The organism is Microcoleus sp. bin48.metabat.b7b8b9.023, assembly GCF_013299185.1.
Classification (GTDB): Bacteria; Cyanobacteriota; Cyanobacteriia; order Cyanobacteriales; family Microcoleaceae; genus Microcoleus.
Map to the genome: position 1 here is coordinate 1 of NZ_JAAFKG010000094.1, position 16,795 is coordinate 16,795.

Annotated in this window: 22 protein-coding genes; 13 read left to right on the plus strand and 9 right to left on the minus strand. The window is 47.2% G+C overall.

Annotated features, from left to right (window positions below; genetic code table 11):
- Positions 1-119 precede the first annotated feature (119 nt).
- Positions 120-458, plus strand: coding sequence for a tail fiber domain-containing protein (locus QZW82_RS30810; protein WP_293157745.1), 339 nt, complete (start codon positions 120-122; stop codon positions 456-458).
- Positions 459-552: 94 nt separating this feature from the next.
- Here the strand turns inward: QZW82_RS30810 and QZW82_RS30815 are convergent, their stop codons facing one another.
- The 6 genes from QZW82_RS30815 to QZW82_RS32365 form a co-directional block, all read right to left on the minus strand.
- Complete coding sequence (locus QZW82_RS30815; RefSeq protein WP_293157748.1) at positions 553-1,215, minus strand: hypothetical protein; 663 nt, start codon at positions 1,213-1,215, stop codon at positions 553-555.
- Positions 1,216-1,221: 6 nt separating this feature from the next.
- On the minus strand, positions 1,222-1,449 hold the full coding sequence (locus QZW82_RS30820) for a hypothetical protein (protein ID WP_293157751.1): 228 nt from the start codon (positions 1,447-1,449) through the stop codon (positions 1,222-1,224).
- A gap of 237 nt (positions 1,450-1,686) precedes the next feature.
- Positions 1,687-2,058 carry a hypothetical protein gene (locus QZW82_RS30825; RefSeq protein ID WP_293157754.1) on the minus strand — a complete coding sequence of 124 codons (372 nt, stop codon included), beginning with the start codon at positions 2,056-2,058 and terminating at the stop codon, positions 1,687-1,689.
- Positions 2,051-2,344 carry a hypothetical protein gene (locus QZW82_RS30830; protein ID WP_293151239.1) on the minus strand — a complete coding sequence of 98 codons (294 nt, stop codon included), beginning with the start codon at positions 2,342-2,344 and terminating at the stop codon, positions 2,051-2,053. Before QZW82_RS30830 ends, QZW82_RS30825 begins: the two co-directional genes overlap by 8 nt.
- Positions 2,337-2,615, minus strand: a complete 279-nt coding sequence (locus QZW82_RS30835) for an HU family DNA-binding protein (protein WP_293157757.1) — start codon at positions 2,613-2,615, stop codon at positions 2,337-2,339. The genes QZW82_RS30830 and QZW82_RS30835 overlap by 8 nt, the downstream gene beginning before the upstream one ends.
- Positions 2,616-2,885: 270 nt before the next feature.
- Positions 2,886-3,080: a ribbon-helix-helix protein, CopG family gene (locus tag QZW82_RS32365; RefSeq protein WP_363318927.1), complete on the minus strand. Its 195-nt coding sequence runs from the start codon at positions 3,078-3,080 to the stop codon at positions 2,886-2,888.
- 173 nt (positions 3,081-3,253) lie between these two features.
- On the opposite strand from QZW82_RS32365, the gene QZW82_RS30845 reads away from it, so the two are divergent.
- From QZW82_RS30845 to QZW82_RS30895, 11 genes are all read left to right on the plus strand, one after another.
- Entirely contained in the window at positions 3,254-4,480 is a 1,227-nt protein-coding gene (locus QZW82_RS30845) for a hypothetical protein (RefSeq protein ID WP_293157763.1), read from the plus strand.
- A 100-nt stretch (positions 4,481-4,580) separates the two neighbouring features.
- Positions 4,581-5,030, plus strand: a complete 450-nt coding sequence (locus QZW82_RS30850; protein WP_293157766.1) for a hypothetical protein — start codon at positions 4,581-4,583, stop codon at positions 5,028-5,030.
- Between the two features lie 2 nt (positions 5,031-5,032).
- Complete coding sequence (locus QZW82_RS30855; RefSeq protein WP_293157769.1) at positions 5,033-5,833, plus strand: hypothetical protein; 801 nt, start codon at positions 5,033-5,035, stop codon at positions 5,831-5,833.
- 19 nt (positions 5,834-5,852) lie between these two features.
- A complete protein-coding gene (locus QZW82_RS30860; protein ID WP_293157772.1) occupies positions 5,853-6,392 on the plus strand; it encodes a hypothetical protein in 540 nt (179 codons plus the stop codon).
- Positions 6,393-6,471: 79 nt separating this feature from the next.
- Positions 6,472-6,777, plus strand: coding sequence for a hypothetical protein (locus tag QZW82_RS30865; protein WP_293151257.1), 306 nt, complete (start codon positions 6,472-6,474; stop codon positions 6,775-6,777).
- Between the two features lie 244 nt (positions 6,778-7,021).
- On the plus strand, positions 7,022-8,263 hold the full coding sequence (locus QZW82_RS30870) for a transposase (protein ID WP_293157775.1): 1,242 nt from the start codon (positions 7,022-7,024) through the stop codon (positions 8,261-8,263).
- Positions 8,264-8,415: 152 nt separating this feature from the next.
- Positions 8,416-9,117, plus strand: coding sequence for a V4R domain-containing protein (locus QZW82_RS30875; protein ID WP_293157777.1), 702 nt, complete (start codon positions 8,416-8,418; stop codon positions 9,115-9,117).
- A 99-nt stretch (positions 9,118-9,216) separates the two neighbouring features.
- Positions 9,217-9,483, plus strand: coding sequence for a hypothetical protein (locus tag QZW82_RS30880; protein ID WP_293157780.1), 267 nt, complete (start codon positions 9,217-9,219; stop codon positions 9,481-9,483).
- Between the two features lie 36 nt (positions 9,484-9,519).
- On the plus strand, positions 9,520-10,122 hold the full coding sequence (locus QZW82_RS30885) for a phycobilisome protein (protein WP_293157783.1): 603 nt from the start codon (positions 9,520-9,522) through the stop codon (positions 10,120-10,122).
- Between the two features lie 204 nt (positions 10,123-10,326).
- Complete coding sequence (locus QZW82_RS30890) at positions 10,327-10,989, plus strand: V4R domain-containing protein (RefSeq protein WP_293157786.1); 663 nt, start codon at positions 10,327-10,329, stop codon at positions 10,987-10,989.
- Between the two features lie 697 nt (positions 10,990-11,686).
- The gene (locus tag QZW82_RS30895) at positions 11,687-12,853 is read left to right on the plus strand and encodes a pentapeptide repeat-containing protein (protein WP_293157789.1); all 1,167 of its coding nucleotides are present in this window, start codon (positions 11,687-11,689) and stop codon (positions 12,851-12,853) included.
- 100 nt (positions 12,854-12,953) lie between these two features.
- Here QZW82_RS30895 and QZW82_RS30900 read toward each other — a convergent pair whose 3' ends face one another.
- The 3 genes from QZW82_RS30900 to QZW82_RS30910 form a co-directional block, all read right to left on the minus strand.
- Positions 12,954-13,424: a phycobilisome protein gene (locus tag QZW82_RS30900; RefSeq protein WP_293157792.1), complete on the minus strand. Its 471-nt coding sequence runs from the start codon at positions 13,422-13,424 to the stop codon at positions 12,954-12,956.
- Between the two features lie 38 nt (positions 13,425-13,462).
- A complete protein-coding gene (locus QZW82_RS30905) occupies positions 13,463-13,945 on the minus strand; it encodes a 2Fe-2S iron-sulfur cluster-binding protein (RefSeq protein WP_293157795.1) in 483 nt (160 codons plus the stop codon).
- Positions 13,946-14,034: 89 nt separating this feature from the next.
- A complete protein-coding gene (locus QZW82_RS30910) occupies positions 14,035-14,346 on the minus strand; it encodes a hypothetical protein (RefSeq protein ID WP_293157798.1) in 312 nt (103 codons plus the stop codon).
- 94 nt (positions 14,347-14,440) lie between these two features.
- Here QZW82_RS30910 and QZW82_RS30915 point away from each other — a divergent pair, with 94 nt between their 5' ends.
- The gene (locus QZW82_RS30915; RefSeq protein WP_293157801.1) at positions 14,441-16,378 is read left to right on the plus strand and encodes a serine/threonine-protein kinase; all 1,938 of its coding nucleotides are present in this window, start codon (positions 14,441-14,443) and stop codon (positions 16,376-16,378) included.
- Positions 16,379-16,795: the final 417 nt, after the last annotated feature.

Below are 16,795 nucleotides of genomic sequence, written 5' to 3' on the forward strand. Positions count from 1 at the left end.
AGAATGGACTACTGGGTGATGTTGAGTCACCGAGATAATTGAGTATTTCTACTCATTTTTGTCTCGGATGATTCACTTTTCCCCCCTCAATCCCCCTATGTGCCAGTTGGGGGTGCGGAATGTGGGATAAGAGGCTGAAGAAAAATTTTTCACCAAGCCCAGGGCTGGCAGCAATCCTCTCCTTATCTCCCCAAAAATACCAACATCATGAATGTTGCGGTTTCAAGTCGAAAGATAAAAAGTTTGAACTAGGGGAAAGCTTTGTAAGCAAAATAGGTTTTTTTGCCCAAGATGTAAGGGAAATAATTCCCGAAGCCGTTTCGGGCACAGGCGCCGACGGGGAATTATACGGGATTGATTACAGTTGCATCGTGGCTTGCTTAGTGCAAGCCGTCCAGGAACAGCAGGCACAAATAAAAAAACTAGAATCCCAGCTAAAGTCAATTTCTAAAATTTAGTTAGGAATGAAATTTAAATAAGTTCGGCATCTTCAGACCAACCGACTTCTCGGGCAATAATTGAGAGAGAAATGTTGCTTAATTTATTAAATTTTCATTCCTTAGCAGGCGATAGAGTAGCAGCTACTTCCAGCGGTGATGCTCCCGCCGCCAAAAGCGATCGCACTTCCTGCACTTTCGCCTGCGCGATCGGCGAGTCAGTGTTGCCGCCTTTGATGTGAATGTGGCGAACTTTGCCACCATCTCGGTAGCTAAATCGAAAGTATTCCCCGCTGCGGGCCGTTCCCCGCGGGCGGTAAGTAGAGATGGACGATGCGAACTTTGTTACAGAATCAATTGTGGGGGGATTTGATTCTGTAACAACAGGCTCGACATCTACTGTTACAGAATCAATTGTGGGGGGATTTGATTCTGTAACAACAGGCTCGACATCTACTGTTACAGAATCAATCTTGTTGGCCGGAAGCAATGCAAACTCACCCGGGTAAAGATACCCCCAAGATTCGGTGAGCTCGTTCCAAAATTTGCAGCTTCCGTCCAGCGGATGAATGCCCTCGATTTTGACAATATCTCCCTTTTTCAGGCCGGCGGTGTGAGGTGTCTTTCGCTTCAGTTTCAAAAGATCGCCAACCCTGTAGAGCGTTCCGACCGCTGGAGAATTCTCGAATAAGGAAAGTTGAGTATTCATATAAAGCCAAAATCTAAAATCTAATTTGTGCAAGCCGATCGCCCAAAAGAGCGATCGGCTAATTTTCAAAAAATCCTAGATGTCGCTAGCGAATTCCGGAGGCATCATTGTCGGGGTACCCAGTGGCATTGTTGGAACGCTGCCCATGGTTAACTGCTCCAGGAGTGACTGAGCTTGCTGGATAGTTGCAGCTTCCTCAGCGGATTCTCTGGACTCTTCCTCCTCCAGCACCGCCAACCGGCTGCTCTGGGATTTGAGGGTCTCAAGCATTGCCTGCAACAGTTGAAAAATTACAGGGTTCATGGGTTTAACGTCCTTGTTGAATTGAGTTAGGTGCAGGTCTCTCCCCGCCGTCACGCCACTTCGATCGCCCTGGAAGAACTTTCATGCCACTTCCGCTACACCAACGGCTAGAGTCCTGCGGGTATCAATGGCTTTCCCGATCGGCTAGCTGCGGCTTTCGCCCAGGATGCTAAATTTCGGGCCTGGCAGGTGTCGCCAGTTTGCTGTGCTACAGATAAATGATGCTTGTATGGAAGCCTATTTATCTGTAGCAACCTCTTCGGAATCGTCTAGTCTCACCATTCTGAGGCTTGGAAATATGCACCGAAGTTTCTCGTTGATGTAGTCGCATTCCCAGTCCTCTATCCGCAATCTAGGGCCGTCGGTGTGAACGTTGGCCTGAGTAAAGTCAATTCCCCGCTTCAAATTTCTCTCGCAGATTTTGATGTACTCGCCAATCAGCCCGGTGAATTCGATAAATGTGTGGCAGCTGGTGGCGATCGCCTCGCGGTAGTAATTGGCGTTAGCCGCTTTCATTGCCTCAAGTATCTCTTCAGGGGTTTGGGGATTGTCTGGGAGCTTTCGCTGTGGGCCGCCTAGCAAGGCTTTTGCTTCTTCTCTGTCAATCATTGAAATCTGTACCTTCAACTAATATGTCGTGCTGTTCGTGCCATCCGAGTTCGAGCACTTTGTACGTAGCCGACTCGGAATTGAATAATGACTGAAGCTCGATCGCTACATCCCTCGCTATTTTCGTCAGTGCCGAGTTGTCTGCTAGAGATGGATGCCTAATAGCTAGTTGAATGTGGCTCACGATGGCGATCGCCTGCAATGGGAGGATTTGAATCTCACAGGCCGGTGCATTTTCCAGTTCGGCGAGTTCGGCAGAATATTGTTTGAGACTTGGCTTACTCATTCCTTACTGCCTCCCGAAAGTTCTTTCCAGCGGTGAAGACCGGAGCTACACCAGCAGCAATTTGTATAGGTTCGCCTGTTTTGGGGTTGCGGCCTTGACGGGCTTTACGATCGCGGCTCTCGAAAGTGCCAAATCCTACTAGGGTTACTTTGTCGCCACTGGCAAGGGCTTCTATTATTGTTTCGAGCACAGCGTTCAGCGTGACGCTAGTTGTTTTCTGGCTTACTTCGGTTTTGTCAGCAACAGCTTCTACGAGTTCCTTTTTGTTCATAAGTGCGATCGCTCTTTGGTTATCAGTTATTAGTTATCAGTTATTAGTTGTTGGTCATTAGTAGCGCAAAACCAGCGCCCCCCGAGGGATGCTGGTTTTACTATCAGGAGACGGTCTCCCCCAAAAGGTTGAGTATCTCCTGCTCAAGGATTTTCATTTGTTCCGTCACACTCTGGTGATGTTCTTGCGCTGCTTTTAGCCTCATCTGAAGTCTTTCTTCATGAGACTCGACATAAGCCAGGTGAGAGCGCTGCAATTCTCTCAACTGGCTTAGCATTTTCCCAAAGCCTGCTTTTCCTGTGGTGATAGGGCTTTTCGAGTCTCTATGTAACCCCGGGATATCGCCCGGATCAATTCCGTTCTCGATTCCATCCCCATCGCTTTCGCCTTGTCCTCCAGCGCGTCCCAGTCCTCCGGGTCTAGTCGAACCGTTGCGTTTACTGTTTTCTTTCCCTGATTTCCCATAGTTTCTAGCCATATTAAGACTCCCCTCAATTATTGCACGTGCTACTATTGACATATATTTTTTAGCACGTGCAATCATAATATCATATTCTGCACGTGCGAAGGCAGAACATACCCTGCAAGAACCGGGCGGGACTGCTTGACCCGCCCTTTCCCCCACTAACCGTGAACCTATGTACACCCTAGAACAGTTACGGGAAAAGACTTTTAAGAAATTGAAGGAAATCGGCTACCAGCTTGACATTCTTCCAGCAGGCGACAGACGTTGCCGCCAAAACTGGATTGACGCCATTGCCGGAGTTAAGCCCCCGCTGCTGGAACTGCTGGAACTGCTGGAAGCTTCCCCCGGTGTCGAAGTCGAACCGGTTGCCGAGGCGATCGAAGTTCAACGCCAGGAGCTAACCGAATCTAAATTCGGCCGCATCGTTTATCCCAGACGGGCCGCTCAGCCGATCGCCCCAGCGGTTGAACAATTCGACGCTGAGGAGTTCCAGCAGACTCACGCTGCCGAGATTGACGCATATGTAGCAAGTTTCACCGACGATCGCCCTCCGAACCGAGGCACCGGGGACAGAGGCAGGCTGGAGAATGAGCCAATATTGAGCCAAAGTGCGATCGCTCCTGCGGTCAAAAATCCCCCCGGTGTCGATCGCAAAACTTCAACAGCCCACGAATTGCTGGAGTTGTTCAAGTCCTCCGCAGTCATTTTGGAGCCGATCGAAATTCAACACCAGGAGCTGATCGAAAATTCCCCCGGTGTCACTTTTTCTTCGAGATTCCTAGCTCTATATTCCCCGCCCAAATCCGAGAACGTTCACTATCAGGTCAACGACGACGGGCAACTAAGCCTGCTTGATTTCGAGGTGGAATCAGTGGATGAGCCGCCAGACTTCGACGACTATTCGACAGAATTTGAATTTTGGGCTGCTTATGACGCTTGGATTGATCGCAACCCAGATGATATTGAATCCCTCGATGGCTTTAGCGCAGCCCCCCGTCACTGGGATGCCGAAAACCTTGAACCGCCTGCTGTATCTATGGATTCGATGTGCGAGTGGACACCGTGTCCAGAGGACTGGTACGAGCCAACAGCCGAAATTTTGCCACCGGAAGCTTCATCCATGAAAGTGCTGGAACTTTCACCGGCAATCGAAACAATCGAAAGTTCCAGCACTTGCGAATTCCTTATTCCTGTTTTTGGCGCTGCGGGCGATCGGCAAAACGACAAAGACGAGCCGCCCAACGCGGGAAGTTTCGCCCGCTTGCCCAACCCAAAGCCTCCCAGTTTTCCGCCCATGGGTGTCGTTGCGGGCGATCGCGCAAACCGCATCAAAAAGTTCGCCCGCAGCGCAATACTTTCGAGCGGGCGATCGCCCCCAGGAGGTGATGCCAGCTTCTAACTATGGTTGTCTACCCATATTTCCATCATGCTTACATTCTTGTGCGATCGTTTCTTGAGCGAGGGCGATCGCTTCCTCTACTACTAACAACTAACAGCCAATGGTCAACATTAAAATTTCCATTCCGACATACAAAGCTAATTCTTGGGGGCAACTCGATAAGCAAGGGGAGGTACAAATCAGTGCCGAAGTAGACAGCCTCTCGGATGGATACGCAGCACTAAAAGCCCAGATTGACGAGTTACTGACCCAAACTAATGCCGAGAATCAGATTGTCGTTAACTTGCAAAAGTTAGGCAACGAAATCGACAGGCGCGAATCAACTTTGAGAATGCTAAACGACAAAATAAAAACTGCCAGAGCTCAGATGCAAAGACTGGAAAAATTCCTGAGGCGGCTAGGAATTAATCCAGCGACTTACTCTCTAGACATCAACAGTCACGCTCTGGAATCTGCGGGCGAGGCAGAAGAATCTGTCGAGGTGGAGGCGGAAGTTGACCCCATCCCTTTTGACCCAGCCGACTCAGACGACCATCCTCACGAGTTTTAATCATGGAAACAACCGCCGACTTTAACGACATTTACTGGGAACCCCCAGAAAGTGAATTTCAGCCTCTTCTCGACTTTGAATCCGAGATTTCCCGCGAAGTGCCACATAACGATATTGCTCTGCTCACACAGCGCATCAAACGCTCTTTCCTAGACTACGTGCGACAAGGCGTGATGCTGGACGCCGTGTGTCGGTACCGGCTGTACAAACAGCAGTACAAGGACTTTGCCGAATACTGCAATCTCGCGTTAGGGCGATCGCACTTTTACTGCAAGAAAATCATTCAAGCGGCCAAGATTTGCTTGGAGCTTATTAAATCCAAATTCAAGATTCTCCCTACTTCCGTAGCTCAAGCGCTCCCACTTCTGAAGTTTGCAAAAACTGACGAGTACGGCGATTCCCAACTGCAAGACAAGTGGCAAACCGTTGTCGATGGTTTCCCCCCAGAACTCATCACAGCGGCCAAGATTAGCGAAGCACTCGACGAAAACCCAGAGGACAGAGCCAAGCAAGTCCGCATCGGCGGACAAGCCTACCAATTGCTGCAACAGAAAGCAGCAGCAGCAGGAATGACCGTTTCTAAATACCTCGAAATGCTGATAAGTGGCGCTGAGTCGCCGGACGAAGAACCCCCTGAGGGAACGGAACTGACGCCTGAACAAGAAGAGATTTGCGATCGGGCGGAAGCCTACATTAAATCTAAATCTAAAAAGAGAGGATTTGCTATCAGAGTGCCATCGAAAAGCTATCAAAAAGCCATCGCTGGCAAAAATAGATCCGACAAAGTGTCGGACTCATCCTAATCTCTAGTCCTTTAAAATCATGCACAATACTTTCACTTACAGGCATTCAGATTTGCCCTCAGTTCCTCCTGCAATTCAAGCCAAAATTGTGGGGTTAGACGTGCAAATTGCCGATTTAATTCTCATGAGCCAAGGAAATTACCGCGCTCTAGAGCAGCTATCGGAAATACTAGACAATGCGCTAGACAGTTGCAAACTGAATCTAAATTCAATCCGCATCATTCCCGACAACAGCCCTCAACCCGCAGCAAGTTTCAAAGACTTATCTTTAGATGAAAAACGGATTATTTATTCGTGCTCGTTTACTAATTCACTCCTGCTAAGTATGCTGTCTGACGTTTTTGGCATAGATCCTGAAACCTTAGCAAAACACATAGCACATGAAGTCTTGGCTCACCACAAACCAGTAGCAGACGACGAGGTGGAAAATTTTATCGACGATTTACTTTCAAAAGTCCAGAAGGCAAAAGACAATAACTTCTTGTTTGAGCGGCGGGTGGGGAAACCCTCACCAGGAGAATCAGAAGCAACTGAAAACGCCATTCAGCCCAACATTTAATCACAAAAACAAGCGGCTAAATTACACTTTAACCGCTTGGCATCCAAGCTATCCTGACCAATCTACCCGCAATCATATCATGAATGCACAAACCAAAAACAAGCATACTACTGCTTGTGTGAAACTCGCAAAAGAGCGATTTGATAATTTTAGCGAAGCCAAATCACACAAGGTTTTCCTCATCATCAAAGAAGCCAAATCTCGGGGGCTGCTACAAAAACAGCCACCCGACCGATGCTTAAGCCCGTACATTAACGCGGCCAATCGAATTTTAGAAACTTTTGGAACTGCAACATTTTTTCCGACAATTTCTCTCAATATCACGCACGTGTACGCCTACGTTGCGCTAGTCGCAACTAACACGATCAAAATAACCGCCGCCTGATGAGTGTCGCATTGACTCAGCGGCCGAAACTCCCCCTTATAAAGGGGGAGTCGCGGGACGAGTCGCAAGATGAGTGGCGCCTTAAAATTGAAATTAGCTTAATTGCTATCTTGTATTCGTAGGCGCCAGCCCGCAATCAAACCGGACAAAATAAACGAGCCTTAATCAGTGAAGTAAGCATTCAGTTGCTTTTGGGAGATTCGTAGGCTCTTCTTGTCCTTGTACTTTTATTCTCCCCAACTACATGAAATATTTAATCGTAGGCATTGACGTTTCTCGGTCATCAATTGCCGCGTGTTTTATGCTGGAAAAACCCAGCAACCCCCGCGACGACTACTTTGACGCCGACATCAAGGAGTATCGCTCGAACCTTGAAAATTTAAATAATTTAAGGAAAAAAATCGAGAGCTTCAGCGCCGACAAAATAATTGCAATCTGCGAGCCAACCGGAATTAATTACGCAAAGCTCTGGATGAATAAACTTGCCGACTGGGGAATCGAAGTAAGAATGATTTCCAACAGCAAACTGCCCAACTACAGGGCAGAATTGATGGGGAAAGAAGGCAAAAGCGGCGCAAAAACTGATGACATTGATGCCTTTGCTATTGCTTGCTGGTATTTCGACAAACCGGAATCAAGCTACCTCAAAATTCGGGATTCCCTGGTGAGCCAAGTTAAGCAAATTTGCTTGCGGATAGAACATTTGAATCGAGTGCAATCCCCTATCATCAACAGAATGAGGCAGGAGCTAGCGTGGCAATGCCCAGAGATTGCCCAAGTGCGATCGGCAAAATCGCAAGAAGAATTACCGCCCCTGATGTGGGGATGGCTGGCAGGACGGCGAAAGTCGCAAAAGTACGATCGCATTTTGGACGCAACCGTTGGCGCTGGAATCGAAGCTCAAACTCAGTGGGCCGCCAGCCAATACTGTGAAATCGAAGAGGAAATTTTCAAGCTCAAAAAACAGTTGGTTCAACTAATCGAGCATCCGCAGTTTCGGGAATATCGGCGGATTTTTACAAAATTCGGTTTCGGGTATCAACTGCAAGGGTACTTGCTCGGTGCGATTTACCCGATCGAGGATTTCTTGAAAGACGGTCGGCCGGAAGTAAAACTCCGCAAGAATCGCCAAACCGGCAAAGAGTGCAAACTCAAATTATCAGAGCGCCGCTTCATGAGAGCGGTCGGCATGGGCGTGATTCGCGATGACAGCGGCCAGAAAAAGAAAGGGAAACAATCCGGCAGCGCGCTGTGTAGAAAAGCCCTTTGGCAATGGTGCTTCACGCGGCTGGAAGTTAGCCGCAATAATCCACCGCTGAAATTTACTTACGGTCAGGGCCCTGACGCCGAGGAAATGTCCCCAGCCGAAAACCTCAAAAGGAGAAAAAAGGGCGGCACTCCAATTAAGCTAGCTCGCCAGCGGGTGATAGCTCGCTGCATCCGCGAACTCTTTAAGGAGTTGTGTGGCATCATCGCCAAAATCTAAAATCCAAAATCCAATCAAAAGACCCACGGGAGTAATCTACCCGTGGGTCTTTAAAGTCTTAAAAACGTTGTTACAGTGAATACACAGGTCAGTTTATTTGTTCTATGTGAACTAATTTTCAGCAAACTACACCAAACAGGAGTAACGCGCCAATGGTCTCTACCGCCCCAAAAGAAATATCCACCCACAAGGAATCGCTATTGAAGCAAAAGCATCCTAAAACTCACAACCATTATAGGTTTCAGGATTTTTTTGCCTTCGATCGCGAGTTTGGTACAATTAACGACTGGAATAAGTCCCGCAACATTTTTACCAGCGAAGACTTCATCATCGGTTTAGTGGAGGGACTCGAAGAAGAAGTAGGCCCGGCGTCCTCTGTCATCATGTATACTATTGGTTGCCAGTGGGGGCTGCAAGATTCCGAATTTTTTCAAAAATGGTTTAGCGCCGAATTCAGCCAGAACATTCGCCAGTCGAATCTGATGTTCCTGCTAGAAACTTGGTGGTGGCCTTTCACTGCTCAAGGTTGGGGTCGCTGGGAAGTTGACATGAGCGATCGCAAACATGGCTGCATCTTCATCAACCTCTTTGACTCAGCAGTTGCTCGAACTTTGGGCGACGTAGGCAAACCAGTTTGTCACCTATACGCCGGTTTGTTCGCCGGTTTCTTCGGAGCTCTAGTCAAAAAGCCTCTTAGTTGCATAGAACTTCAATGTTACTCAATGGGAGAAACCTATTGTAAATTCCTCCTCGGCAACCCAGACAAAATTGATGCAGCAGCATTCTGGCTCAACGAAGGTGCCAACGCCCGCGATATTCAAAATCGACTGCAACACGGTGAAATATTGCGGTAAACAACCTGGAAAGGCACATCCTCTGCCCTGCCTTTCCTCCCACCAATCTCGCGATCGCCAATAGCGACCGATGGTGGGTCTCTCCAGGCAGGAAGAAAGATGAAAAGTCAAACTTCATGGTTGGGTAAGTCTGTCCAAGACTTCTTTGGTCACTATAATTGGCTGGGACAACCTTTAGAAACCCAAAATGGCTCGACTTCTGGTCAAACGCTGAGTTTAACGCGATCGGTAGCAGACTTTTTTCAAGCTATTTCTTGGGAAGGAATTCCCGAAGTAGGCGCCCTACCCCTACCGCCACCCTTGCCAGCAATTTCTATTTCTGAACCTGCCGAAGTCACCATTGACGATCTATTCGACCTCTTTTAATCTGCGTGGGGAATTGAAAATCGCCAATAGTTAATATTGATTAGTTGTTATTTGTTATTGGTGGTAATTACGAAAATTATTACCAACTGTCAACTGTCAACTGTCAACTGTCAACTGTCAACTGACTTCCTTTTATCAATTACCGATTACCAATTAATTAAAATCATGCACCCTGAGATTGAGGCCCTGCTGGATCAGGCAGAAACCCGCTTTCTAAAAGGCGAAGAACTCATAACTTTTAAGCGTCAAGCTGCAATCCTCGCCCAGCGCTTAAAAATTTACGAATTTTTGCGAGAGAAGGAAGCAAGCATCTTCCAACCAATAGCCAACAAGCTACAAGAAAAATTCCCCGACGAAAAAGAAGAAAACTTAGAACGATCGCTCAAACACTGGATTTTAGTCTTGCGGTACTGCGCCATGGCCATGCTGCTGAACGATCGAGATTTTCTCGAACAGCGACTTCTCGACTGGGTTTCCGGTATAGTCGAAGCCCACCAAACTCAAAAAATCGAAGCAACTGTTTGCAATATGTTGCAAACTCGTTTAAAAGAACTGCTTTCCGAGCAAGCAAGAGCATTATTGCAACCATTCTTTGACCAAGCAAAATCAATGATTGTTGACCAAGGCAATAAAGAATAGGCAACAGGTAATACTTTAAAAAATGTAATTCAGGAACCATAAATTATGAGTTATAAGTAATAAATTTAATTTTAAACTTAACCCTCATAACTCCTTTTTTACAAACAATCAATTGCCAAATCCAAATTTCCTACATCCATAATAATTCACCTCTTCCGTCCTCCGTCTTCCTTCTTCCTTCCACGTCCCCATTGCCGATTACCGATGATTAATATTGCCGAATTGCTCAAACAGCCCCGCCTCCCTGGAAACTACTTTGCTAGCGATGCCTACGTCCGAGGCGACCTCGAACTAGGCCTGCTAGAAAACCGCCGGGGCGATCGGCTCATAGCCCTCCCAGAAACACTGATTCAAGCCATTCATATCGGCTTAGAACAAGAAACAGGCCAAGCCTCCCGCCTCGTGCTTTTCAACTGCGGTCGTTGGTGGGGGAAAAACTTCTACGTGCGTTTTTGCGAAGAAGTCAGCGAATACTACGGCCAGCCAGTTTCCGAAATGGAAATGGTAGAATTTCTTCAGTCCTTGCAACAGTGCTGGAAAACTCACGGATGGGGAAATTTTGAATTTGACCCCAGCTATTCCGAACAGGGATTTTTAATAGTAAAGATTGGTAATTCTCTTTTTGCTAAAACAGCTCTCAAGTCGAAGCGGCCGGCCTGTTTTTTAGAAGCAGGCATCTTAAGTTCCTTCTTTAGTCAGCTTACAGGTCGGGAACTCCACTGCCTGCAAACCTCCTGCGAATCCTTGGGTTCGGACTGCAACCGCTTTATTTTAGGACTGCGCGATCGCCTCCAGCCAGCAGATTCTATGGTCGAAGAAGGACAAGCTCACGAAGCTATTATCGGTCAGCTTTGCCAAAAAAACTGACTTGTGTGACAGCTATTAGTTTATTGTCAATAGCTATTAGCTAGGTTATTGGGTGGCTATTTTATCCACTCGACGATCGAACATTACAGATAGTTAAATTATCAAAAATCTACAGAGTTTAAAAAATGGTTTTAGCTATTTAAAAAAATTGACTGTATCTCAATAAGCTTGGGTTAGCTAAGCGTTTCATTGCTGTCCCCGCTCCCATCGGTAGCGATAGGTTATGAAAGCAATCACCAAGACTTTCTTGGGTTCTCAAGTAACAACAGGTGCGGGCATAAAAATTATCTTTTTAACCCAATCTTAAGTAGTTAAAGAAGATTAATTACTGCATTAATTACACTGCGATGCTCGCCAAGCTTCCCAAGTAGTAATTCCTAAGCATTTTTTGTGTAATTAATTGTGTCAGTTACTTATTGGACTATAACTCGCACCTAGACAATTCATGACTTACGTTAGAACAATACTCCGGACATAATTTTGGCTAATTTTAACAATCAAAGCTCTATCGAGGCAACTGCTGGAACTCGATATTTGCTTTTTAACATCAAGGGTGCAGCCTAGAGAGATAAAAAATCACAATTTTTGAAATTAACGCCAAAAAAATGTTATGTAACAGTTCAAAAAACTGTCAGTATTGTTAGAAACTCATAAAATTTAAAAGCAATCACAACCTCAAACTTTTTTCTCAAACTTAATGGACGCCAATGAACTTCTAAATCGATATGCAGCCGGCGAAAGAGATTTTAGACAGGCCAACTTGCGCGGCATTGTGTTGAGTCCGATCGATTTATACCGTTCCAGCGATGCCCCAACTCTACGTTTGGACAATCTTAACGAACACCAGCACAGACCATACTTAATTGGTGCTAACCTCAGTCAAGCCGACCTCACCAAAGCCCATTTGAGCCGGGCCAACCTCAGCAAAGCCGACCTCAGCGGAGCCAATCTGACCGGCGCCAACCTCATGGCAGCAAGTCTCAGCGGAGCCAATCTCACCGATGCCAATCTCACCAACGCCAACCTAGCCGGAGCTCACCTGAATTGGGCAAACCTGACAGGAGCAATTCTCCCCAAGGCAAATCTCATAGGTGCAGATATGAGCGCGGCAAACCTCACCAAAGCCGTTCTGAGCGAAGCAAATCTCAGTAAAGCCTATCTGATTAAAGCCAATCTCAACGGCGCAAACTTGAAAGATGCAGACTTGACTCTAGCAAGTCTCAAAGAGGCAGACTTGAGCGACGCACAGCTCACCGGAGCCGAATTGTCCAAAGCCAACCTAGCCGGAGCCAACTTAACCCGTGCCGAACTCAGCAAAGCCAACCTCAGCAAAGCTAACCTCAGGCGAACTAACCTCACTCAAGCTTATTTAAACAGCGCGTGTTTGAGCGAATCAGATCTCAGCGAAGCTTGCTTGGACAGAGCAAATTTGTGCAAAGCAGATCTGAGCAAAACCTACCTCAGAAAGATTACTTTGAGTGGCTGCCACTTAAGCGGTATCAACCTCAGCGGGGCTGATTTGGGGGGTGTAGACTTGAGCCGCAAACTTTTAACCGGAATTAATATGGCAGAGGCCTTGTTGAACGAAGCCAATTTCAGCGGTGCTTATTTGATGGAAGCTAACTTGAGTGGAGCCAATCTCACCAAAGCTAACTTGAGCGGGGCATACCTGATCAATGCCAACCTTTCTAATTCTTGCCTGCGTGAAATTGACTTGAGCAAAGCTAACCTCAGTAAAGCCAATTTGCGGAAAGCTGACTTGACAGGAGCAAACCTCCGCGGAGCCATTCTCAGTGAGGCGGATTTGGGGGGAGTGAACTTGCTTGGAGCTATTCTTCCTAACGGCAAAATCTATCACGGTTAATGCGATACCAGTCCGCTAAAACAATACAACCCTTGCCCCTTGCTCCAAGCATTTATGCAATCAGTCATTCCCGCTCGAAAATGATATGACTTTCCCTTGATTATTTACCGACTATAGTGCGGTTGATGTCGAGAATCGGAAAAAATAAGCTGATTTCTTCAGCAGTGAGATATTGTTTTATTACCTTTTTCATGACATCGTAGGTCACGGTCGAACTATTACGACTGTGAACAGCGCCTAAAATACTTTGCAACCAAAGCAGCAGCCGATCGCGCAACCGTTCAGTATCATTAATCAACAGTGCTGCCGCCGAATGCCTCAATACCCGCACACCATCTCCACGGCACTTTTCAGTCAGATCTTGAGAACCGCGGCGATATAAACTAGGGTCGATAGATTGCATTTGTGCTTCCACCTGCCGAATAATTTCTTTTTCAGAGGCTTGAAGTTTTTTATAAGCGCTCATCCGGTGATTTAAAGACTGAAAGTAGTCTTTCAAAAATTGGAGTTCTTCAGCGGTGGCGTAGCGTCCGTCTGCTTCCGTGCTCAAACGTGCAAGTTGGCTCAACATAGATTTTTCTCAACTACTAAAATACAAACATATCAGTTTTAAGCTTCTTTAGTACGAACTAAATATTGTCCTACTTGGAAGCGGGTTTCATTAAGCTGTGTAACGATCGAACGAGTAATTAACTTTCCCGATTCTACAACTACTTGACCCGTAATTGGGTGTAACAAATCTTGCTGAGCTCGGCGACCGATCAGAGCTTCCACATTTTCAATAGCATTAATGTACATCCCCGCAGGTATCTGTACAACGACACCCTCACCCATAATTTGAGCTTGACAAGCAAGTCGCGAATTGGCTTTAGCTGTAGTAATGACCTCCAGCGTCCTCCTCTCGCGACGGTTCATGTCAGACAAACCTTCCATGCCCTCTTTAATGTAAACGTGGCAGGTAGCGCACATTCCTCGCCCGCCGCATTCCTTAAGAACGTCTAAGTCTTTGGAAAGTAAGGCAGCCAGGATATTCGATCGGGTTTCCACTGCCATTTCCTCGGCAATTGGATCTAGCCTAATAATTTTAACCATATTGATTTTTCATCCTGTCAAGTTCAGTATGCAAGCAAGTGCGATCGACATATTCAAAGCCAAAAAAATTTGGCTAACACTCAAAAAAGCTAAGATGGCTTGACGACAGCCTCAACTTCTGGCTCTCTAACCCAGATTGCATAACCGCTAGCTGTTTTCGTAATCGCTGTTGAGTCACCCCGATTCGCCAACTTAGCCACGATGGCTAAAACCTTCGATGGTTCTTGGACAGCTTTGAAAAAACTGTAATACTCACAATCAACTAAAATAGCAGCCACAGGCAGTTCCAGATCCGGTACCCGAATCCGGCAAGATTGATACTGACTGCGAAACTCAAGGATTTTGGTAGGTGCGACCGTGCGATCGCTCCTAGGAGGCTGAGAATGAACCTGAGATAACATAGCAGTACCTGGCGATCGATTCAAAAAATTGAATTTTTGTCAGCATTCTTTACATATTTTAATACTAGCTCAAGCTTTTTCTATAATTAGACCGATGCAACATTCTAAGTACCGTATTTTAGGGCTAGTCGGACAAGGGCAATTTGGTCGAGTTTTTTGTGCCAGCGTTCGAGAAACTCCCGCCAAGGACTCCCGCCTCACCAGCCAACTGGTTGCTCTCAAAGAACTCAGCCATCAAAAAGCCCCAACTAGCGAATTTTTAAGAGAGCTGTGGTTTCTGATCACCTTGCAACACCCCAACATTGTCACCTGCCGAGCTCTCGAACACACAGCCACAGGCAGGTACTTGGTTATGGACTACTGTGAGGGAGGAACTCTCCGCAACCTGCTCAAACAAGACCGTCCCTTGCGGTTGCTCGAAGGTTTACAGCTAGTCATGGAACTTTTAGCAGGCTTAGACTACGCCCACCGCCGAGGCGTAGTTCATTGCGACATCAAACCTGAAAATATCCTCCTCACTCTAGGCTCCAAAGGTTGGTCGCCGAGGCTGTCTGACTTTGGTATCGCCCGCCGACTTCCAGAAATCGGTACAACTCGCCTCCACCAAGAAATTTCTCCCGACGCTACCGTAGGTTCCCCAGCCTACATGGCCCCAGAGCGGTTTTACGGTCTTTATTCCCCCATGTCAGATATATATGCAGTGGGAATTTTGCTGTTTGAGTTGCTCATGGGCTACCGCCCTTTCGGCGGAGCCCCCGGAGACTTGAGGTGGGCGCACCTGAATCAACGCTTGCAACTTCCCGACGCCATCCCCGAACCGTTGCAAGCAATAGTCAAAAAATCTTTGGAAAAGCTGCCGGCCCGCCGTTTTGCCAGTGCTTCCCAAATGGCTCAAGCTCTGCGACTGATCGTGTACGACCCCGCTGTCCGGCAATTGGGCGACTGCATTGTTCCTTGGGAAAACCCCACAACCAACAGCGCTAAAAACCTGAAGTCGGACACTGATTCTGCGCTGGAATCCGAAGAGGAAAAATCATCACAGCCGGCTATTAATTTACTTCGGACTGTTCGTTATTCGGTTTTGCAGCCAAAACCGCTAATACTTCCTGCACCGCTGACTGCTTTAATTGCCACGGAAAAGTATCTCTACGCTTCTGTAGGTAAAGAGGTAAAGGTTTGGTGTCAGCCGGGACAACACGCAGTTACAACAGAAGAAATGCCGACTTCTATATTAATGCCGGAAATTGTGCGTGGCATTTTACCTGCTTCCCACGGCTGCTGCGTTCTCACTCAGCAAAAACTTTACTGGCTCAACGAGGGTTCTGTGGAGCCTCAGTGCCTACTCGATATGGGTGTAAGGCAAGGTGCAGATGCTTTTAAAGCTGCTGTTGATTCTCACGGTCGCTGGTTGACAGTAGCTGTTCCCGGCGAACTGCGTTTTTATGCTTTAGCTGACAATAGCACCGCGGGCGATCGAGAAAAAGCCCTAAAGTCGATCACTACTGTGCCTTTACCGGAACACTATTTACCAGAATTAACGTTTTTGGATCGACGACACGTTTTAGCCGTTTGGCCAGACAACGAACCAAAAAATCCCCAAACTATTTTTAGAGTTTACACTCGCCGCGGCACATCAGTGGGTTCTGTAAAGTTGTCTGCCAGCGTCGGACAGATGCTGCTGACACCTGAGCCTTATACCTTGCTCGGAATTCCCCAAGGTGGTAAAGCCGCTGTGTTGTCGATGAAATTGTGGCCGCTCAAGCTAGCGCGAATTCCTCTTGAAAGTTTTCCCGTGTCTGCTTGTGTGACTAATTGGGGATGGGTGTTGGCAGATGTTGGGGGGCAGGTAGCAGTGTTAAGCAGTCAAGGGATTCAAGTAGGCAATTTTAGTGGCCCAGCCTCACCTCGGGCGATCGCCCCTTGGGGTAGCACAGGTTTGGTGATTGCTGCCAATACTGAGTCGGAGACTCACTTGCACTTTTTAGACGTAGATGTTGAGGAGACAAACTCGCGATCGAGTCTCAAAGCCTGATAAATGGGCTAACTGAAAATGTTTGGGGGTGGCTGTAATTAAGGAGATTGTAGTTGCGGGCGATGGATTTGTGTGGGGCTAGGACTTGCAGGTGGGCGATCGGATCGATCGCATACCCCAATTTCCCTGAGTCAAGTGCAGCGAATGCCGGCACTACTCATCATATATATATGAATCAGATTGACCGATCGCCTAGTGCTGTGGTGAACAGGGTGCGATCGGGCTGACACCGTAACCAAAGTCTTAGTAGCTCTGACTAAATCCGATTATATTCACCTCTGAAGTATTCTACAGAGTGCTGTCAAAAACGGACATAGGGGGTAAAAAAGCAGGTTGTGGGGTTAAAGCAGATTGGGCGATCGGAAATGCGAGCATCAAGGAACAGCCGAAACCCGTGCGGTGTATAGGTTCAAAAAA